General features: G+C 72.7%; 18 protein-coding genes and 1 riboswitch. Of the genes, 7 read left to right on the forward strand and 11 right to left on the reverse strand.

The features are described from left to right. Nucleotides 1-25: 25 nt before the first annotated feature. Both cobC and ACP4E5_RS33810 read right to left on the reverse strand, forming a co-directional pair. Nucleotides 26-1,477 carry an Rv2231c family histidinol phosphate aminotransferase CobC gene (gene cobC, locus ACP4E5_RS33805; protein ID WP_425835407.1) on the reverse strand — a complete coding sequence of 484 codons (1,452 nt, stop codon included), beginning with the start codon at nt 1,475-1,477 and terminating at the stop codon, nt 26-28. Nucleotides 1,478-1,558: 81 nt separating this feature from the next. Next, entirely contained in the window at nt 1,559-1,984 is a 426-nt protein-coding gene (locus ACP4E5_RS33810) for a cobalamin biosynthesis protein (RefSeq protein WP_425835409.1), read from the reverse strand. Nucleotides 1,985-1,990: 6 nt separating this feature from the next. On the opposite strand from ACP4E5_RS33810, the gene ACP4E5_RS33815 reads away from it, so the two are divergent. Further along, a complete protein-coding gene (locus tag ACP4E5_RS33815) occupies nt 1,991-2,722 on the forward strand; it encodes a ZIP family metal transporter (protein WP_425835411.1) in 732 nt (243 codons plus the stop codon). A gap of 5 nt (nt 2,723-2,727) precedes the next feature. On the opposite strand, the gene ACP4E5_RS33820 is transcribed toward ACP4E5_RS33815, so the two are convergent. From ACP4E5_RS33820 to ACP4E5_RS33855, 8 genes are all read right to left on the reverse strand, one after another. Beyond that, the gene (locus tag ACP4E5_RS33820) at nt 2,728-4,137 is read right to left on the reverse strand and encodes a cobyrinic acid a,c-diamide synthase CobB (protein WP_425835413.1); all 1,410 of its coding nucleotides are present in this window, start codon (nt 4,135-4,137) and stop codon (nt 2,728-2,730) included. A 17-nt stretch (nt 4,138-4,154) separates the two neighbouring features. Next, nucleotides 4,155-4,754 carry a cob(I)yrinic acid a,c-diamide adenosyltransferase gene (gene cobO / locus ACP4E5_RS33825; RefSeq protein ID WP_425835415.1) on the reverse strand — a complete coding sequence of 200 codons (600 nt, stop codon included), beginning with the start codon at nt 4,752-4,754 and terminating at the stop codon, nt 4,155-4,157. Then, the gene (locus ACP4E5_RS33830) at nt 4,755-6,713 is read right to left on the reverse strand and encodes a magnesium chelatase subunit D family protein (protein ID WP_425835417.1); all 1,959 of its coding nucleotides are present in this window, start codon (nt 6,711-6,713) and stop codon (nt 4,755-4,757) included. It lies immediately after the preceding gene. A 255-nt stretch (nt 6,714-6,968) separates the two neighbouring features. Next, nucleotides 6,969-8,477, reverse strand: coding sequence for a cobyric acid synthase (locus tag ACP4E5_RS33835; RefSeq protein WP_425835419.1), 1,509 nt, complete (start codon nt 8,475-8,477; stop codon nt 6,969-6,971). Then, on the reverse strand, nt 8,474-9,448 hold the full coding sequence (locus tag ACP4E5_RS33840) for a cobalamin biosynthesis protein (protein WP_425835421.1): 975 nt from the start codon (nt 9,446-9,448) through the stop codon (nt 8,474-8,476). The genes ACP4E5_RS33835 and ACP4E5_RS33840 overlap by 4 nt, the downstream gene beginning before the upstream one ends. Before the next feature lie 38 nt (nt 9,449-9,486). Continuing rightward, a riboswitch (cobalamin riboswitch) is annotated at nt 9,487-9,632 on the reverse strand. 98 nt (nt 9,633-9,730) lie between these two features. Continuing rightward, a complete protein-coding gene (locus tag ACP4E5_RS33845) occupies nt 9,731-9,952 on the reverse strand; it encodes a hypothetical protein (protein ID WP_425835423.1) in 222 nt (73 codons plus the stop codon). Nucleotides 9,953-9,986: 34 nt separating this feature from the next. Further along, nucleotides 9,987-11,261, reverse strand: a complete 1,275-nt coding sequence (locus ACP4E5_RS33850; RefSeq protein ID WP_425835425.1) for an inorganic phosphate transporter — start codon at nt 11,259-11,261, stop codon at nt 9,987-9,989. Between the two features lie 123 nt (nt 11,262-11,384). Beyond that, a complete protein-coding gene (locus tag ACP4E5_RS33855) occupies nt 11,385-12,134 on the reverse strand; it encodes a lysozyme (protein ID WP_425835427.1) in 750 nt (249 codons plus the stop codon). 216 nt (nt 12,135-12,350) lie between these two features. On the opposite strand from ACP4E5_RS33855, the gene ACP4E5_RS33860 reads away from it, so the two are divergent. The 3 genes from ACP4E5_RS33860 (at nt 12,351) to ACP4E5_RS33870 (ending at nt 15,687) form a co-directional block, all read left to right on the forward strand. Continuing rightward, on the forward strand, nt 12,351-13,022 hold the full coding sequence (locus ACP4E5_RS33860; RefSeq protein WP_425835429.1) for a class II aldolase/adducin family protein: 672 nt from the start codon (nt 12,351-12,353) through the stop codon (nt 13,020-13,022). A 76-nt stretch (nt 13,023-13,098) separates the two neighbouring features. Next, the gene (locus ACP4E5_RS33865; protein WP_425835431.1) at nt 13,099-14,226 is read left to right on the forward strand and encodes an alpha/beta hydrolase; all 1,128 of its coding nucleotides are present in this window, start codon (nt 13,099-13,101) and stop codon (nt 14,224-14,226) included. A 69-nt stretch (nt 14,227-14,295) separates the two neighbouring features. Then, entirely contained in the window at nt 14,296-15,687 is a 1,392-nt protein-coding gene (locus ACP4E5_RS33870; RefSeq protein ID WP_425835433.1) for a hypothetical protein, read from the forward strand. A 27-nt stretch (nt 15,688-15,714) separates the two neighbouring features. Here ACP4E5_RS33870 and ypfJ read toward each other — a convergent pair whose 3' ends face one another. Then, nucleotides 15,715-16,602, reverse strand: a complete 888-nt coding sequence (gene ypfJ / locus ACP4E5_RS33875; protein ID WP_425841858.1) for a KPN_02809 family neutral zinc metallopeptidase — start codon at nt 16,600-16,602, stop codon at nt 15,715-15,717. 221 nt (nt 16,603-16,823) lie between these two features. On the opposite strand from ypfJ, the gene ACP4E5_RS33880 reads away from it, so the two are divergent. From ACP4E5_RS33880 to ACP4E5_RS33890, 3 genes are all read left to right on the forward strand, one after another. Beyond that, complete coding sequence (locus ACP4E5_RS33880; protein WP_425835435.1) at nt 16,824-18,422, forward strand: ABC-F family ATP-binding cassette domain-containing protein; 1,599 nt, start codon at nt 16,824-16,826, stop codon at nt 18,420-18,422. Nucleotides 18,423-18,804: 382 nt separating this feature from the next. Next, nucleotides 18,805-19,026 carry a helix-turn-helix domain-containing protein gene (locus ACP4E5_RS33885; protein ID WP_009337982.1) on the forward strand — a complete coding sequence of 74 codons (222 nt, stop codon included), beginning with the start codon at nt 18,805-18,807 and terminating at the stop codon, nt 19,024-19,026. Between the two features lie 130 nt (nt 19,027-19,156). Then, a complete protein-coding gene (locus tag ACP4E5_RS33890) occupies nt 19,157-19,948 on the forward strand; it encodes an enoyl-CoA hydratase/isomerase family protein (protein ID WP_425835438.1) in 792 nt (263 codons plus the stop codon). Nucleotides 19,949-19,967 lie beyond the last annotated feature (19 nt).

Genomic DNA, 19,967 nt, shown 5'->3' on the forward strand with positions numbered 1-19,967 from the left:
TCGCAGGGGCATGTGTGCGCGGCGCTCACCCAGCGGCGTGCAAAACCCCGGTCAACGCGGCAGCGAATGTGTCGCTGGTGCCGCGGTCCCGGACCGCGAGGCGGACCCAGTCCGGGCCGAGGCCCGGGAACGTGTCGCCGCGGCGCACCGCGACACCGGCACCCCGCAAGCGCTCCCGCACGGCATGCGCACCGGGGATGCGTACGAGGACGAAAGGGCCCTCCGCGGGCCCGGCCACCCACACCCCGTACGGCGCCAACTCCCGCAGCAGGCCCACCAGATACTCCCGGTCCGCCGCGACGGCAACCGCCGCGTCCGCCGCCTCCGCGACCCCCCGCGCCGACACACAAGCCAGCGCGGCGACAAGCGCGGGCGACGACACCGGCCACAACGGCTGCGCCCGCTCGAGGGCCGCCACCACCTCCGGCTCCGCCACCACGTACCCGACCCGCAGGCCGGCCAGGCCCCACGTCTTCGTCAGGCTCCGCAGCACGATGAGCCCCGGCACGTCCGTCCGCCCGGCCAGCGACTCCCGCTCGCCCGGCACGGCGTCCATGAACGCCTCGTCGACCACCAGGAACCGGCCCGGCCGCGCAAGGCGGGTCAGCGCGTCCGCCGGGTGCAGCACCGACGTCGGGTTGGTCGGATTGCCCACGACCACCAGGTCCGCGTCGTGCGGCACGAGCGCCGGATCGATCCTGAACCCCTCCTCCGCCCGCAGCAGCACCCGCCCCACCGCATGCCCGGCGTCCTCCAACGCGGCCTCGGGCTCGGTGAATTGCGGGTGCACGACGACGGGCCTGCGCAGCCGCAGCGCCCGCGCGAGCAGCACGAACGCCTCCGCCGCCCCGGCCGTGAGGAGCACCCGCTCCACCGGCACCCCGTGGTGCGCCGCCACCGCCGCCCGCGCCGCCCGCCCGTCGGGATACGCCGCGAGCCCGTCCAGGGACCCGGCGATGTGCTCCCGCAGCCAGGACGGCGGCGTGCCCGTGCGCACGTTCACCGCGAGATCCGTCAACTTCTCGCCGTCGTCCCGGACTTCGGCGTCCCCGTGGTGCCGCAGATCGGGCCCGCCGACCGGATCCGCCACGTCCGGGGCGGTCGCGCAGCGCACGTCCACCTCCGGATGCGCCGCGGCCCACCCCTCGGCCTGCGCGTGGAACCGGTCCGACGGCAGGGCTCCGTAGGGCAGCACGACGACCCGCCGCGCGCCGAGCGCCGCGCACCGGTCGAGCCCCGCGGGCACGTCCGGCGCCGCCGACACATACGCCGGCTCCACGCCCGCGTAGCCGCTGCCCTCCCACAACAGCCGTGCGGCGGCGGCGAGTTCGGCGTTGGCCGCGGAGTCGGCCGAACCGGCCCCGACGAGCAGCACGGTCACATCGGCCCGGTCGCGGGGTGTGCGGGGGCCGCCGCCCAGAACGTCGTCGAGCCGTTGCTCCAGGGCGGCGAGCAGAGCCGGGGGAGGGGTGTGCATGGGTACGGGCTCCTTGCGGGAGGTCGACAGGGGGATCCAGGTGGATCCAAGTGGATCCAGGGGAGAGAAGCCGGGCGGCCCCTACCCGGGCCGCGCCACCGCACACGTCACCCGGCCGGGCCCCCCGCCCGCCCCGGTCGACGCCCGCTTCGCGACGAGCAGTTCACCGCCCCGTACGAGCGCGGCGGCCTCGGCGACCGACGGGGTGCCCACGGCGGCGCGGGCCCGCGCGGACGGATGCGGCACGGGGACGGCGGCGAGCCGCTCGGCGTCGTACGTCTCCAGGGGCGCGCCCAGCGCACGCGCCGCCGCGACGATGCCCGGCTCACGGCCCTTCGCGTCGACCGTCGCGAGCGCCAGGACGTCCGCCGCGGCCGCGCCCGCCTCGGCCAGAACGGCCCGCACGAGCCCCAGCACCTCGGCCGCCGGCGCGCCCGCCCTGGCGCCCACCCCGACGACCACGCCCCGGCGCTGGATGTGCGCGGATGCCCCCGGATGGGTTAGCAAGGGGCCATGGCCGTGATCGTGGCGCTGAGCGCCTTCTTGATGACTTTGGTCGGCGGCTGGACCGCGCAGCGGGTCACCGACCGGCGCCACCTGGTGCTCGGCCTCGCCGGTGGCCTGATGCTCGGCGTGGTCGGCCTCGACCTGCTGCCCGAGGCCCTGGAGGCGGCGGGCGGCGAGGTGTACGGGGTGCCGGCGGCGCTGCTGCTGTTCGTGGCCGGGTTCCTCGGGGCGCACATCATGGAGCACCTGCTGGCCCGCCGCCAGGCCGCCCACGGGGCGGAGGAGGGGGCGAACGGCCGGGCCCCCGAGGTGGGCCTCACCGCGGCGTCCGCGATGGTCGGGCACAGCCTGATGGACGGCATGGCGATCGGCGCCGCCTTCCAGATCGGCGGCGGCATGGGCGCGGCCGTGGCGCTCGCCGTGATCGCCCACGACTTCGCCGACGGCTTCAACACGTACACGATCACCAGGCTCTACGGGAACGCCCGCCGCAAGGCGCTGATCATGCTGTTCGCGGACGCCGTGGCGCCAATCGTGGGCGCCGCGTCCACGCTCCTGTTCACCATTCCGGAGCAATTGCTCGGCGGCTATCTCGGCTTCTTCGGCGGCGTGCTGCTCTACCTGGCCGCCGCCGAGATCCTCCCGGAGGCGCACCACGAGCACCCGGCCCGCTCGACACTGCTGTGCACCGTCGCGGGCGCGGCCTTCATCTGGCTCGTGGTCGGCATCGCCGGCTGAACCGTTCACGGCGCGGCGCACCGCTCGACCAGGCGGTGCGCGATGTCCGGCAGCGCCGCCCAGTGGGTGTGCAGATAGCTGGCGTGCACACCGCCCTGTACGAAGCCCTCGACGCGCGGCGTCGGCAGCCGCATGCCCCACGCGGGCGTGGGCCCGGCGCCCGGTTCAAGCACGGTCCGGTGGAACTCGTGTCCGCGCAGCCGGGCCCCCGCCGGGGTGAGCGGGCTGTCGGACAGGGCCACGGCGTCCCGGTAGCCGAGGGTGAGCCGGCCGGACATCTTGGCGTCCGCGTCGAGCACCCCGCACATCGGACTGCCGTCCAGGGAGCGGGAGAGGTAGAGCAGGCCCGCGCACTCGGCGATCACGGGGGCGCCGCCGCGGGCCAGCTCGGCCACGGCCTTGCGGAGCCGCTCGTTGGCCGAGAGCTCGGGAGCGTAGACCTCGGGAAAACCACCACCGATCACCACGGCCGCGGTGTTCTCGGGCAGCGTCTCGTCGCGCAGCGGATCGAAGGCGACCACCTCCGCCCCTGCTGCCCGCAACAGCTCCGTGTGCTCGGCATACGAGAACGTAAAGGCAGCACCCCCGGCCACAGCGACGACGGGCCGGGCAAGATCAGCCCCTCCGGCGATTGAGGAGCGGGGTCCGGGGCGGAGCCCCGCGGCCGCAACCCCGATGCCGCTCAGCGCCCCCGGACCACCCGGGCTCCACGCCTCCGCCGGCAGAGGCGGCGCCGTACGGGCAAGCCCGAGCAACCCCTCCAGGTCACACCCCTCCCGCACCATCGCCGCCGCGGCCCGAACCGACTCCACCGCCTCCGCACTGCGCTCGGCCACCGGCACAAGCCCCAGATGCCGCGACGGCGTGGCCACCTGCGGAGCACGACGCAGCGCCCCGTACACCGGGACGCCGACCTCCTCCATGGCCTCGCGGAGCAGCTCCTCGTGGCGGTCGGAGCCGACCTTGTTGAGGATGACGCCCGCGAGCCGCACCTCGGGATCGAACGAGGCGAATCCGTGCACGAGCGCCGCCACGGACCGCGACTGCGAGGAGGCGTCGACGACGAGCACGACGGGGGCCTTGAGCAGCTTGGCCACATGGGCCGTCGACGCCAGCTCGCCCTCTCCCGACGCGCCGTCGAACAGGCCCATCACGCCTTCCACGACGGCGAGTTCACACCCGGCCGCCCCATGCGCGAACAGCGGGGCGACGAGCTCGGGCCCGCACATGTACGCGTCGAGGTTGCGGCCGGGACGGCCCGTCGCGAGCGCGTGGTAGCCGGGGTCGATGTAGTCGGGCCCCACCTTGTGCGGCGACACGGCGAGCCCGCGCTCGGCGAACGCGGCCATCAGGCCCGTCGCCACGGTCGTCTTGCCGGTGCCGGAGGCCGGCGCGGCGATCACCAGACGGGGCACGTTCGGCGCCGGGTTTCCTACCACTCGATGCCCCGCTGGCCCTTCTGGCCCTCGTCCATCGGGTGCTTCACCTTCGACATGTCGGTGACGAGATCCGCGAACTCGACCAGCTTCTCAGGGGCGTTGCGGCCCGTGATGACGACGTGCTGCTGCCCGGGACGGTCGCGCAGCGTCTCGACGACGTCGTCCACGTCGATCCAGCCCCAGTGCATCGGGTAGGCGAACTCGTCGAGCACATACAGCTTGTACGTCTCGGCCGCCAGGTCCCGCTTGACCTGCTCCCAGCCCTCGCGCGCCTTCTCCTCGTTGTCGGCCTGATCGTCGCGCTGCACCCACGACCAGCCCTCGCCCATCTTGTGCCAGGCCACGGTGCCGCCCTCGCCGCTCGCGCCGAGCGTCTTGAGGGCGTTCTCCTCGCCGACCTTCCACTTCGCCGACTTGACGAACTGGAACACCCCGATCGGCCACCCCTGGTTCCAGGCACGCAGCGCGAGCCCGAACGCGGCCGTCGACTTGCCCTTGCCGATGCCCGTGTGCACGAACACCAGTGGGCGGTTGCGACGCTGACGTGTCGTCAGCCCGTCGTTCGGTACGACACTCGGCTGTCCCTGCGGCATTTAAGCGGCCCTCCTGATGGTGTTCTTCGTTCCGTGTGCGCCCTGTACGTCCTTCACGAGCCCGGCGATCGAATCCGCCCGCAGCTCGTCCAACGTGACGGCGGTGCCGCCCAGTTGACCCGCCAGCTCCCCGGCGAGCCCGAGCCGCACCATGCCGGTCTCACAGTCGACGACGACGCTCGCCGTCCCCTCGGCGGCGTGCAGCCCGGCCGCCCGGCCCGCCAGCTTCACGGGCTCAGGGCCCCCGGTCGCCCGTCCGTCGGTCACGACGACCATCAGCGGCCGCCGCGCCGGATCCCGCAGCCGCTCCACGCGCAGCACCTCGTGCGCCTTCAGCAGCCCGGCCGCCAGCGGGGTGCGCCCGCCCGTCGGCAGCGACTCCAGGCGGCTCGCCGCCGCGTCCACGCTCGACGTGGGCGGCAGGGCGACCTCGGCCGCCGACTTCCGGAACGTCACGAGCCCCACCTTGTCCCGCCGCTGGTACGCGTCGAGCAGCAGCGACAACACGGCGCCCTTGACGGCCGTCATCCGCTGCCGCGCCGCCATCGAACCGGAGGCGTCGACCACGAACAGGACGAGATTGCCCTCACGCCCCTCGCGGGTCGCCTGCCGCAGGTCGTCGCGGCGCACGACGAGCCCCCGGCCCGAACGCCCGCGCGCACGCTGGTGCGGGGCCGCGGCCTGCACGGTCGCCGCGAGGTGCAACTTCGTCAGGGCGCCCCGGGGCCGCGTCGCCCCCGTGGTGCGGCCGTGCTCGGTACGCGCCCGCGACCGCCGCCCCGCCGCGCCCTCGCCCAGGCCGGGAACGCTCAGCATCTTCGTACGAAAGGGCTCACCGGCCGCCACGGGCCTCTGCTCGGGGGCCCCGGCGCCGGCCGCGGGAGCGGCGGCGGGCTCCTCGGGGGAGTCCTCCCGGTCATCACCGGCGGGAGCGTCCTGCCGGTCCTGCGGGTCCTGTGAGTCCTTGGTCTCCTGAGGGCCGTCGTGCGGGCCGTCCTGCGGCGGCACACCGCCACCGGGTCCGCCCCCGTCGGGACCCCCGTCCGGGCCTCCGTCAGGTCCATCGGGATCGTCGTCCCCCTCGGGCCCCTCCGGCTCGTCCTCCGGCCCGAACTCGTCCAAGGTGTCGTCGAGCTTGTCCTCGTCAAGTCCCGGCGCGTCAAAGGGGTTCCGGCGCCTGCGGTGCGGAAGCGCGAGCAGCGCGGCCTGCCGCACGTCCTCCGCGAGCACGTCCGTGCGCCCCGCCCAGGCGGCGAGCGCGGTCGCCGTGCGCGCCATCACGATGTCGGCGCGCATGCCGTCCACCTCGAAGGCCGCGCAGGTCGCCGCGATCTGCGTCAACGCCCGGTCGCCGAGCCGCACTTGGGGCAGCAGCTCGCGCGCGGCGACGATCCGGGCCCGTACGTCGGCCTCGTCGTCGGCCCACCGGCCCGCGAAGCCCTCGGGGTCGTCGTCGTAGGCGAGCCGCCGCTTGACGACCTCCACGCGCTGCTCCGGCTCACGCGACGCGGCGACCTCCACGGTCAGCCCGAACCGGTCGAGCAACTGCGGCCGCAGCTCGCCCTCTTCGGGGTTCATCGTCCCGACGAGGAGGAAGCGCGCCGCGTGCCGCACGGACACACCCTCACGCTCGACATACGAAGCGCCCATGGCGGCGGCATCGAGCAGCAGATCGACGAGATGGTCATGCAGCAGATTGACCTCATCCACGTACAGGATCCCGCGATGCGCATCGGCGAGCAGCCCCGGCTCGAAGGCCTTCACGCCCTCGGAGAGCGCCCGCTCGATGTCGAGCGCCCCCACGAGCCGATCCTCCGACGCGCCGACCGGCAACTCGACCATGCGCGCGTTCCGTTGGGCGCCGGGCGCGTCCCCGTGCGGCCCGTCCGGACACTGCGGATCGACGGCCCCCGGCTCGCACGAGAACCGGCACCCGGGGACGACATCGACGCCTGGCATGAGCGCGGACAGGGCACGTACGGCGGTGGACTTCGCGGTCCCCTTCTCCCCCGCACGAGCACCCCGCCCACAGCGGGCGACACAGCGTTCAACAGCAGAGCAAGCCGCAGATCGTCCTGCCCGACAAGGGCAGTGAACGGATAGGGAGCACTCATCGAAAACGTACCTCCATCGATAGGGGCGCAGTCTGTTGGGGGGTCCGGGGGCGCAGCCCCCGGGGACGGGACGGGAAGGGGCGGCGGGGGCGACTTCCCATCACGGCGCCCCCGGCGGCACGAACGGCAGCCCCGCCGGCGCGCCTCCCTCGATCAACCGCCAGAGCGCCCCCGTATCCGCATGCCGCTCGATCAGATCCCCGAGCCGATCCAGCTGCTCCTCCCGCAACGCCTCGAACGACGTGTCCGGCGCCGGCACGAACCGCCGCCCGGCCCCCGCCGAGACCTCCCGCAGAAACGCCCGCCGGAACCCATCGGCCTCCAGCGACCCGTGCCAGTGCGTCCCCCACACGGACCCGACCCGGCACCCGTCCAAGAAGGCCTCGCCGCCCGTCACTTCGGCGATCCCGTGATGGATCTCGTACCCCTCGACGTACTCTCCGAGCGCCTCGCCGACCGGCCGCGCGAGCGTCTTCTCGGCCGCGAACCGCACCCGTACGGGAAGCAGCCCGAGCCCGTCCACGACGCCGGCCCGCGACTCCACCTCGTCCTCGATGCGCTCGCCGAGCAGCTGGAAGCCGCCGCAGATCCCGAGGACCGGCCGCCCCTCCGCGGCCCGCCGGGCAAGCGCGTCGGCGAGCCCGCGCTCCCGCAGCCATTCGAGGGCCTTCACGGTCCCGCGCGTCCCCGGCACCACGACGAGATCCGCGTCGACCAGCTCCTCCGCCCGGTCGACGAACCGCACGACGACCCCCGGCTCGGCGGCCAGCGCGTCGACATCCGTGAAGTTCGACATCAACGGCACGGCGCACACGGCGACCCGCAGCACGTCCTCGCCGACCGGCGGCGCGACGACGGACTCCCGCACGGCGCCACGCAGGGACACCCGGAGCCCGTCCTCCTCGTCGATCCCGAGCCCGTGCTGGAACGGCAGCACGCCGTAAGTGGCGCGCCCCGTAAGCGACTTGAGCATGTCGAGCCCGGGCTCCAGCAGACTCACATCGCCGCGGAACTTGTTCACGAGATACCCGGCGAGCAGCTCCTGATCCTCGGGAGCGAGCAGCGCGGTCGTCCCGAAGAACGAGGCGAAGACCCCGCCCCGATCGATGTCGCCCACCACGAGCACCGGCAGCCGCGCGGCCCGCGCGAGCCCCATGTTCACGATGTCGGTGCGCCGCAGATTGATCTCGGCGGGCGATCCGGCGCCCTCGCAGATCACGGCGTCATGGGTGGCCCGCAGCTCCTCCAGACACCCGACCACGGTGTCCAACAGGGCGGCCTGACGCCCTCCGTGATACCCCCGCGCACTCAACTCGCCCACGGGCTTGCCCATGAGGACGACCTGGCTGCTCCTGTCGCTGCCCGGCTTGAGCAGGACCGGATTCATCAGCGCGCTCGGCTCCGCCCGCGCGGCCTGCGCCTGCATCGCCTGCGCGCGCCCGATCTCTGCGCCCTCCCTGGTCACGAACGAGTTCAGGGACATGTTCTGCCCCTTGAACGGCGCCACCTTCACGCCCTGCCGCACCAGCCACCGGCAGATCCCCGCGGTGACGACACTCTTCCCGGCGTCGGAGGTGGTCCCCGCGACGAGGAGCCCCCCGCCCGTCATCGACGCCCCCGAGCCAGAACCCGGCCCCGTACCAGTCGCGCACCCACACAGACTCCCAACGCCAACAGAGACACCCGCCGTGACAGCCGCACGGCCCGATCCACATCACGCACCTCGACCGACCGCCCCGCCGCGTTCAGCACCGGCCGGTGCTCGACCCGCCCGCCGTACGCCAAGGTCCCGCCGAGCCGCACCCCGAGCGCCCCCGCGAAGGAGGACTCGACGACACCGGCGTTCGGGCTCGGATGCCGCCCGGCGTCCGCCCGCCACGCGGCGAGCGCCTCGCGGGGCCGGCCACCCGCGACCACGGCGAGAGCGCCGGTCAGCCGCGCCCCCGGCCAGCCGGCCACGTCGTCGAGGCGGGCCGAGGCCCAGCCGAACCGCCGGTACCGCACGGACTTGTGCCCGACCATCGCGTCGAGCGTGTTCACGGCGCGGAACGCGACCAGGCCAGGCACCCCGCCGAGCGCACCCCACACGAGCGCGCCCACGACGGCGTCGGAGGTGTTCTCGGCGACGGACTCGACGGCGCCGCGCGCGACCCCGTCGGCGTCGAGCCCCTGCGGGTCACGGCCGCACAGCCGGGGCAGCAGCTCCCGCGCGCGCTCCACGTCCCCGGCCTCGAGCGCGGCCGCCACGCCACGGGCCTCGCGACCCAGCGAGGTGCCGCCGACGACGGCCCAGGTGGCGGCGGCCGTCAGCGCGACGGAGGCGGCGGGGGAGCGGCGTACGAGACGGGAGGCGACAGCCGCGAGGCCGGCGGCGCCACCGGCACACACGACGGTGTGCAGGGCGCCCGCGCCACGGTGGTCCCGCCACAGCCCACGCTCGACGGCCGCGGCGGCGCGACCGAATCCGGCGACGGGGTGCCCACGGCGCGGATCGCCAAGAAGAAGGTCGACGAGCATTCCGGCGGCGGCACCACACGCGTACACGCGCTCGTGCCGCCAGGCGCCGCGCGGGGCGAACATGGCGGTTAAGTGTCCTCACTCAGGGTGTCCACGCCCTGGTTCGACGAGACCGGCAGCGAGAGTTCCTGGCTCACCCGAGGCCTGTCGGCCGGGGGTTCACAGTGGCGGGACCGCGCCGGATTCGCACCGGCTTCCTCAACTGCTGCCGTATATGGCGGGGGAAGTCCACCACGCTCCGAGTTGGCACGTCAACTTGCTGTTGAGACGTACGAAGGCGGGGTGCGGGACGCCGAACGTCCCGCACCCCGCCTTCGTGAGCCGTGCGCCGTGCCCTGTGCCGGGTCAGGCCACGATCAGATAGATCCCGTAGGCCACGGCCGCCGCGCACAGCGCGAAGCAGACATACGCCCCGGACGTCGCGACCGCCGCCGAGCCACCGTCACGCCCCGCCGACTCCCGCTTGGAGAGTCCCACGATGCCGAGGGTGAACAGGCCGACGAGGGCCACGGTGACCACGAGAGAGACGCCGAAGACGGTGCCGAGGGCCGCCCAGTCGATGTTCATTCCTGCCCTGCTTCCTTCTGAACTACAGCGCTGACTACAGCGTGACGCCGGCGGGGCGCGCGGGGTCGCTCACCGCTCCGGCCTTCGGCTGGGCGGGGATCTTCGCCTCGGACCCGGCCGGCTCGACCGTGCCCGCCGGCGGCGGGGTGACCGAGGCGATCGCGGCCGTCACGACACCCGGAGCCTCCTGCACGGGCTCGGCGTGCGGCTCGTCCGCCGTGACGTTGGTGTGGTCGATGGAGTTGCGGCGCGACAGCTTCCAGATCACCGCGCAGCCGGCCAGGAGCAGCGCGGCGGTGAGGCCGACGCCCCACGGGCCCTGCTTGGTCAGGAACTCGGCGCCCGCGCCCACCAGACCGGCGGCCGGCAGGGTCAGGCCCCACGCGATGAACATCCGGGTGGCGGTCGACCAGCGGACCACGCCGCCCTTGCGGCCGAGGCCCGCGCCCATCACACCGCCGGAGCAGACCTGCGTGGTGGAGAGGGAGAAGCCCAGGTGCGAGGAGGCGAGGATCGCGGTCGCCGCACTGGTCTGCGCCGCGAAGCCCTGCTGCGGGGCGAGTTCGGTGAGGCCCTTGCCCATGGTGCGGATGATGCGCCAGCCGCCGAGGTAGGTGCCGAGGGCGATGGCCATGCCGGCCGAGATGATGACCCACATCGGCGGGTCGGCGTCGGGCGCGATGACGCCGCCGGTGATCAGGGCGAGGGTGATGATGCCCATCGTCTTCTGCGCGTCGTTCGTGCCGTGCGCGAGGGAGACGAGACCCGCGGAGGCGATCTGCCCGGCGCGGTAGCCCTTGGCGGTCGCCCGCTCGTCCGTCTTCTTGCTGATGCGGTACGTGAGGCGGGTGGCCAGCATCGAGGCGATGCCGGCGACGAGCGGCGCGGCCACCGCGGGCAGCAGCACCTTGGTGACGACGGTGCCGCCGTTGACCGAGGACCAGCCCATCGACATGACCGCGGCGCCGATGAGGCCACCGAACAGGGCGTGCGAGGAACTGGACGGCAGGCCGAGCAGCCAGGTCAGCAGATTCCAGAGAATGGCGCCCACCAGCGCCGCGAAGATGACCTCTGTTCTGAGGCCGTCCTCCTTGACGATGCCGCCGGAGATCGTCTTGGCGACTTCGACGGAGAGGAACGCTCCGACGAGGTTCAGCACGGCGGACATGGCCACCGCCGTCTTCGGCTTGAGAGCGCCGGTCGAGATGGTTGTGGCCATCGCGTTGGCGGTGTCGTGGAAACCGTTGGTGAAATCAAAAACCAGCGCGGTAACGATCACGATCGCTAGGAGCAGCGTGATGTGTTCCATTTACCCAGGCTTCGGTTGGACGTCAGTAGTTCTTGGAACGTAAAGAGCCCGAGTGAACGGAAGATGAACTGGGTCGGGCGCCCCGGTGACCCGATCCGGAGGGCCGTCGCTCCGTGCCTTCGGCTACCCCATCGCGAACCGCTTGAGCTGGGTCATCGAACCGTTGAAGAGATTCTGGTCACCCGGCAGCCGGCCCTTCTCCTCGTACTGCCAGAACGTCCAGTAGCTCCAGCCTGCCGGAAGTGCGCCGGCGCGCTCGTCGTACCGGGCGAGCCACAAGGCGTGGTTGGCGGCGAATGCCCTGCTGTCGCCGGTGCACTGCTTCCACCATCGCGCATTGGTGTAGATGACCGGACGGCGCCCGGTGCTGCGCAGGATCTCGTTGCTGAAGGACTGGATCCACGACACCAGCGTCGACTTTCGCAGCCCGTAGCAGGGGTGCTTGCCCTTGCCGTACGGGTTGGACTCGATGTCGAGCGCGGGCGGCAGGGTCCAGCCGTCACGCCGCCAGGCGCCACCGTTGCGCACGAAGTACGAGGCCTGCGCCTTGCCGGAGGACTTCTGCGGCAGCGCGAAGTGGTAGGCGCCGCGCACGATGCCCGCGTTGCGGGCGCCCTTGTACTGCCGGGAGAAGTAGGGGTTGCGGTAATCGGTCGACTCGGTCGCCTTGACGTAGACGAACCGGGCGCCCTTGTTCCTGGCCTTCTGCCAGTTCACGTTCTTCTGGTGCGACGAGACGTCGTGCCCGCGCGGCTTGCCCGCGGCCTGGGCCGGGAGCTCCGCGGCCAGGGTGCCGCCGATGGTCAGTGCGGCGACGGACGCGAGTGCGGCGGCGCGGTGGCGGCGCGGGGACGCTGTGCGGCTGCGAGCCATGATGTACCCCCGAAAGTGACGGCGTGCATGACAAATCCCCAGGGAACTCCCAGAGAGTAGCGGGAGATCATCAATTACCCGGTCAAGGTCAGCCAAATAACGTCAGAGAGTATTCAATCCCCATATGGGGTATTCCGGAGGGTCGGGCTCCGTATCGATCCGCTCCGCACCGATCCGCTCCGGCCGCCGCTCCGCGCGGCTGGCAGGATGCGCGCCATGACACAGCTTCAGGAACTCGACGAGGCCTGGCAGGAACTGGTGCTGACGGCCCGTCGTACGGTGACCGACGGCCTGGTCGTCGGAACCTCGGGCAACGTCTCGGTACGGGTGGGCGGGGACGACGGCGACCTGATTCTCGTCACCCCGACCGGCGTCCCGTACGACGAGCTCGGGCCCGACGATCTCGTCGTCGTGGACCTCGACAGCAATCAGCGGGCCGGCACCCTGAAGCCGACCAGCGAACTCCCCATGCATCTCGCGGTCTACCGGCACACCGACGCCCGCGCGGTCGTGCACACCCACGCCGTGCACGCCACCGCGGTCTCCACGCTCGTCCCCGAACTCCCGCCCGTGCACTACATGACGGCGGCGCTCGGCGGCCCCGTCCGCGTCGCCCCCTACGCCACGTACGGAACCCGGGAGTTGGCCGAGAACGTGCTGCTCGCGCTGTCCGGCCGCACGGGATGCCTGCTTCAGAACCACGGCGCCCTCACATACGGAGACAGTCTCGCCGCCGCCTACGACCGCACCGCCCAACTGGAGTGGATGTGCCGCCTGTGGCTCACCGCCCACTCCGTCCCCGGCCTCACCCCGTCGCTGCTCGACGAGGAGCAGTTGCGGGAGGTGGGGGAGCGGCTGAGCGGATACGGGCAGCGGGGCGCCCGATGACCGGTCCTCGGCGTTCGCGTCACCCGTAGCCGTCGCCCCACTGGCCGGGGAGGGCGCGGGCCCCGACACTGGACGGGTGCGCACCGCCAGAGCGACGGCCGCTGCCGTCACCGCCGTCCTAGGGGCCTCGGCCGCCGCGATCGCCGCGGGCCGCCTGGCCAGCGACGCGGCGCTGAAGGCGCCCTCGGGCCGCCCACTGCCCACCGAGCCGCGGCTCACCGTCCACGCCACCGCCGCGGGCCAGGTCACCCTGACCCGCGACCTGGCCTCGCTGCGCCCCGGCACGTACGGGCTGCAGGGCGACGGCTACCACGCGGTCGTCGGCCCGGTCGTCGAATCGGCCACGACCTCCGCCGACACCGTCGTACGCCGCCTGGAGCGGGTCACCCACGGCACCCTGGAACCCGGCGCCAAGGCCTGGCTCACGCCCAAGGTGCACATCGGCGACCCCAAGGGCGCCCTCGGCCTCGACCACGCCGACATCGACGTGCCCGGGGAACTCGGCCCACTGCCCGCCTGGTTCCTGCCCGACACCCGCGACACGTGGGTGATCGCCGTGCACGGCCTCGGCACCACCCGCGAACACCCCATGAACCTCATGGAGTTCCTGCACCACCACCAGTTCCCGGTGCTCGACCTCGCCTACCGCGGCGACCTCGGCGCGCCCCGCTCCCCGGACGGCCTCGGCCACCTCGGCGAGACGGAGTGGCGCGACCTGGACGCGGCGATCCGCTACGCCGTGCGCTATGGAGCCCGCGACGTCATCGTGCTCGGCTGGTCGACCGGGGCCGCGATGGCCCTGCACGCGGCGGCCCACTCGGCGCTGCGCGACCGGATCAAGGGCCTCGTCCTCGACTCGCCGGTGCTCAGCTGGGAGACCACGCTGCGCGCCCTGGCCCGCGCCCGCCGCACCCCGGGCCCGCTGCTCCCGCTCGCGGTCCGCGCCGCGCAGGGCCGCACGGGCCTGACCGGCGACCGCCTCACCGAGGCCGCGGACCCGCGCTCCCTCAAGGTCCCCACGCTCCTGGTCCACGGGCCCGGCGACGAGGTGTCCCCGTGGGCGCTCTCCCGCCGCCTGGCGGACCGCCGCCCGGATCTGGTCACCCTCCACGAGGTGGCCGACGCCCCGCACAACGCGATGTGGAACGCGGACCCGAAGGGCTACGAGGAGGCGCTGAGAAGGTTCCTGACGCCGTTGATGTAGCCGCCGTCGCAACGGCTCCGCAGGGCGCCCGTTTGGGAATTGGCGGGGTCAACCGCGAGACTGCCCTTCGTGACGTCCCGTACCCCGCGCGACTCCCGGCTCCGACTCGTCAGCCCGCGCCGCCAGCCCCTGGCCGCCCCGACCCCGCGGCCGGTCGCCGCACGCCGTCCCGCACCCCGCCCACCGGAGGGCACCCCGCCGCCCGCGGAGCTGGCCCGCGCCGCGCGCCGCGACCTCGCCGACGCCGTCCGCGTGGCCCGCTGGGCGGACACCAGGATCGGCCCCGGCAACAACACGGCCGCCCGCGACGGCAAGGGCACCCTCTCCGAGGCGACCGCCCTCCGGGCCGCGGACGAGCTCGGGCTGACGGTCGATCAGGTCCGCGCGGACTGGGACACGGCCCGCCTCGCCGGCCTCGTCGAGGTGCACGGAGCCAGTGCCCGGCCCGGCTGGCGGCTGCGCGCCTGGGACCGCGACGACACCGCCGTGCTGCGCGGCTGGGTCGCCCTGTTCGACGCCTGGTCCCTGGTCCACCCTGCGCCCGAGGAGGTCGGCCCCGCCGCGGTCGCCGAGGTCGTCGAGGCGGTGCCGCAGCTGCTGAGCTTCCTCCAGCTGATGGCGGACCGGGTCGCCGCGACCCAGCTCCTCGACCTCCTCGACCAGCGCGTCACGGAACTGCGCACGGAACGCTGTGAGATCCCCTCGGGGCCCCAGCCGGAACCGACCGCGCCGCAGGACACCCCGCTCCTCCCGCTGCTCGACTGGTCCCTGCGCGGCCTCGCAGCGGTGGGAGCGCTCACGTACGAGGACGGGCACGCCACCCTCACCCCGCTGGGCAGCTGGGCGGTGTGGGTCAAGCTGGAGCAGATCTGCGTCGCCGCCCAGTCCCCGGCGGGGAACATCGAGGTGTCCGCCGAGGACATGCTGCGCGGCTGCGCGCGCCTGCGCCCGAAGGCCGCACGCGACGAGTACCGGGCCTGGCTCGCCGCCCGCGACATCGGCACCGCCGTCACCGACCTCCTCGACGCCGCCCGCGGCGAGGACGCCCTGCTGCGCGGCCTCGCCTTCGAGGCGCTGCGCGTCGTCGGCGCCCCCGCCGAGCACGAGGTCCGCCGCGCCGCCGACGACCCGCACCTGCGCCCCTACGCGCTGCTGTGGCTCGCCGAGCACGAGGGTGCCGACCCCGAGGACGTGCACACGGTGCTCAGCCGCGAGGAGGCGACGTGGCTGTGGGTCGACACCGCCGCCGCCGTCGCCGACCACGGCGAAGCCCCCCTCCTCGTACGCCACTTGGAGGCCGCGGTGCAGCCCACGGTGCCCGCGCTGATCGACGAGGTGCGCGCCGTCGGACACCCGCGCACGGTGCAGGTGCTCGTCGCGCTCGCCGCCGCGCACCCCGACCCGGCCCTCGCGAAGGCGGTCCGCAGGGCGGCCTTCCAGGTCCACACGGGCGGCGCGTAAAAGGTCAGCGGCCCAGTGGCTCAGGCCTCACCGGAAGGTGTCGCACTGGGCCATGTCGCCGCTCTGGAAACCCCGGTAGAACCATTGCTGGCGCTGCTGGGCCGATCCGTGCGTCCACGTCTCGGGCGTCACCCGGCCCTGGTACCGCTCCTGGATCCGGTCGTCGCCGACCGCCGCGGCGGCGTCCAGGCCGTCGCGGATGTCCGCGTCGGTCAGGCTCGTGATCAGCGGCCTGCCGGTGGACTCGGTGGGCGTCCTCGTCGCGTGCCGCGCCCACACGCCTCCGTAGCAGTCCGCCTGGAGCTCGACCCGCACCGCGTTGCTGTTCTCGCCCGTACGCCCGTCCTGGGCGCGCGTCAGCGTGCCCATCAGGTTCTGCACGTGATGCCCGTACTCGTGCGCCACGACGTACGCCTGCGCGAAGGGTCCGCCGCTCGATCCGAACTTCGTCCGCAGCTCGTCGAAGAAGCCGAGGTCGAGATAGACCCGCCGGTCCCCGGGGCAGTAGAACGGCCCGACGGACGAGGTCGCCGAGCCGCACGCGGTGGCGACCTGGTTGGTGAAGAACACCGTCGATGCGGGCGTGTACGTGGCGCTCCTGCGCCCGAACTCCGCGGCCCAGAAGTCCTGCACGCTGTTGACCACGGCGACCGTCCGGCAGTCCTGCCTGCTGTTCGCGTCCGCGCCCGTGCGGCACCGCTCCTGGACCTGCGCCTCGCTGGACATCGTCGCCGCCGGGGCGCCGGTGTCCTCGGCGGACAGCCCGAACTGGTCCGTGCCGAAGAGCAGCCCGAGGACGAGCGCGATCACGCCGACCAGGCCGCCGCCCATGGTCGCCCTCCCGCCGGGAAGGCGGCTGCCGCGTACGTCCTGGACCTCGGAGGTGTCCAGACGCGCGTCGTCGTCGAACTGCATGCGCACCGCCTTCTCGCCGGTCATCGACCCTTCATCCTGTTACGCCCCTGGTCAGCGGGGTCGGATCCGAGGGCCGAACGGGGGACGCGAAGCCATGGGAAAACCGCTTGCCCGTCACCGGTAAACTGGTTCGTATGACGTTCCTTCTCTGGGTGCATTAGCGGCGCTGATTGGCCCCCGCCCTGTCAACCAGCCGTTAATCCCGTCCTGGAGTACCTCCCTTGATCACCGCATCGGGCATCGAACTGCGCGCCGGCGCGCGCATCCTCATCGAGAACGCCACCTTCCGTGTCGCCAAGGGCGACCGCATCGGCCTGGTCGGCCGCAACGGAGCGGGCAAGACGACCCTCACGAAGTGCCTGGCGGGCGAGGGCATGCCGGCCGGCGGCACCATCTCGCGCTCCGGCGAGGTCGGCTACCTCCCGCAGGACCCGCGCACCGGCGACCTCGACGTCCTGGCCCGCGACCGCATCCTCTCCGCCCGCGGCCTGGACACCTTGATCCGCAAGATGCGCGAGAACGAGCAGCGCATCGCGAACGGCTCGGGCGCCACACAGGCCAAGGCCCTGCGGCAGTACGAGCGCCAGGAGACGGAGTTCCTCACCAAGGGCGGGTACGCCGCCGAGGCCGAGGCCGCCACCATCGCCGCCGCCCTGAACCTCCCCGACCGTGTGCTCGGCCAGCCCCTGCACACGCTCTCCGGTGGTCAGCGGCGCCGTATCGAGCTGGCCCGCATCCTCTTCTCGGACGCGGACACGCTGCTCCTCGATGAGCCCACGAACCACCTCGACGCGGACTCGATCATCTGGCTGCGCGACTACCTGAAGACGTACAGCGGCGGCTTCATCGTCATCTCCCACGACGTCGAACTGGTCGAGACGGTCGTCAACAAGGTCTTCTACCTGGACGCCAACCGCTCCCAGATCGACGTCTACAACATGGGCTGGAAGCTCTACCAGCAGCAGCGCGAGGCCGACGAGAAGCGCCGCAAGCGCGAGCGCCAGAACGCCGAGAAGAAGGCCGCGACGCTGAACGCGCAGGCCGACAAGATGCGCGCCAAGGCGACCAAGACCGTCGCCGCGCAGAACATGGCCAAGCGCGCCGACAAGCTCCTCGCGGGCCTCGAAGAGGTCCGCCAGTCCGACAAGGTCGCCAAGCTGCGCTTCCCCGAGCCCTCGCCGTGCGGCAAGACGCCGCTCATGGCCGAGGGCCTGTCGAAGTCGTACGGCTCCCTGGAGATCTTCACGGACGTCGACCTGGCCGTCGACAAGGGCTCGCGCGTCGTCATCCTCGGCCTCAACGGCGCGGGCAAGACGACCCTGCTCAAGCTCCTCGGCGGCGCCGAGAAGCCCGACACGGGCCAGGTCATCGAGGGCCACGGCCTCAAGCTCGGCTACTACGCGCAGGAGCACGAGACCCTCGACCCGGAGCGCACGGTCCTGGAGAACATGCGCTCCGCCGCCCCCGACCTCGACCTGGTCCAGGTGCGCAAGACGCTCGGCTCGTTCCTGTTCTCGGGCGACGACGTCGACAAGCCGGCCGGGGTTCTCTCCGGCGGCGAGAAGACCCGGCTCGCGCTCGCCACGCTCGTCGTGTCGTCGGCGAACGTGCTGCTCCTCGACGAGCCCACGAACAACCTCGACCCGGCCAGCCGCGAGGAGATCCTCGGCGCGCTGCGCACCTACAAGGGCGCCGTCGTCCTCGTCACGCACGACGAGGGCGCCGTGGAAGCCCTGCAGCCGGAGCGGATCATTCTGCTTCCGGACGGAATCGAGGACCTGTGGGGCCAGACGTACGCGGATCTCGTCGCCCTCGCGTGATCGACTCGGTGATCGACTCGGTGATCCGGTCGGCGTTCGCCGGCTGATCCATTGAATGATCCACTCCGTCTGGATCATTCGGCCGATCCGTGATCCTTCATCTGGGTGAGATCGCCTCGTACCCAGGTGTGTCGTGCACGGAATTCGGGGCCGCGTCGTCCATGGCGCCCTTGCGGCGCCTGGGCCGTGGCTGACCTGCCACTTCTGCAGGGCAGGCACTTTTCAGGGCCGCGAAACCCTGCCGGAATTCTTGATTCCACTCGTGTGGATCCCCGTCGCACCCGGAATTGGGGGTCCATGGACCTTGCCGAATGGGTGGCCAGGAAGCCCGCAAGGGGTGATCATGGGAAATCCAGAGCGCACTTCCCACGAGGAGGCACGGGTGGCCGAGACTCTGAAGAAGGGCAGCCGGGTAACCGGCGCCGCGCGCGACAAGCTCGCGGCAGACCTGAAGAAAAAGTATGACTCCGGTGCGAGTATTCGGGCATTGGCCGAGGAGACCGGTCGCTCGTATGGCTTCGTCCACCGGATGCTGAGCGAATCCGGGGTCACGCTGCGGGGTCGCGGCGGGGCCACGCGAGGCAAGAAGGCCACGTCGGCCTGACCCTCGCTGGGCTCGTCCGGCTCACTGGCTCCAACTGACCACCCGGTCGGTCCGCTGTCCGGCCGGGTGGTTACTGTGCAGTCACTTACGCTCTTGCGTTGCTCACGACTGCGCAGACCCGGAGGCCCAGATGAACCTGCCCGCACCGCTGCTCGACAAGGACGGCGTCCGGCTCACCGTCGACGACGCGATCGCCACGGTCAGCCTGACCAACCCGGACAAGCGCAACGTCCAGAGTCCCGCTCTGTGGCGGGCGTTGGGCGAGGCCGGGCGCGCCCTGCCGGGGTCCGTGCGGGTCGTCGTGGTGCGCGGAGAGGGCAGGTCCTTCTCCGCGGGCCTCGACCGTCAGGCGTTCACGCCCGAGGGTTTCGACGGCGAGCCGTCCTTCATCGACCTGGCACGCGGTGACGACGACGTCCTCGACGCGGCGATCGCCGAGTACCAGGACGGCTTCACCTGGCTGCGGCGCAGCGACATCCTGTCGGTCGCCGCGGTCCAGGGCCATGCGATCGGCGCGGGCTTCCAGCTCGCCCTCGCCTGCGATCTGCGCGTCGTCGCCGACGACGTGCAGTTCTCCATGCGCGAGACCAGCCTCGGCCTGGTGCCGGACCTGACGGGCACGCATCCGCTCGTCTCGCTGGTCGGATACGCGCGCGCCCTCGAGATCTGTGTCACCGGGCGCTACGTCCACGCCGACGAGGCCGTACGCAGCGGCCTGGCCAACGTGTCCGTACCGGCAGGGGAGTTGGCCGACGCCACCAAGGACCTGGTCGCGGCCCTCGTCGCCGCGCCCCGCGACGCCGTGATCGAGACGAAGGCGCTGCTCCAGGGGGCGGGCGACCGTACTCTCGACGACCAGCGCGCCGCGGAGCGGGCGGCCCAGGGCCGCAGGCTGCGAGACCTGGCAGGCATCGGCGACTGACGCGCCGCTCCGGCCCGTC

It is taken from the genome of Streptomyces fractus (genome assembly GCF_049844455.1).
Lineage (GTDB): Bacteria > Actinomycetota > Actinomycetes > Streptomycetales > Streptomycetaceae > Streptomyces > Streptomyces fractus.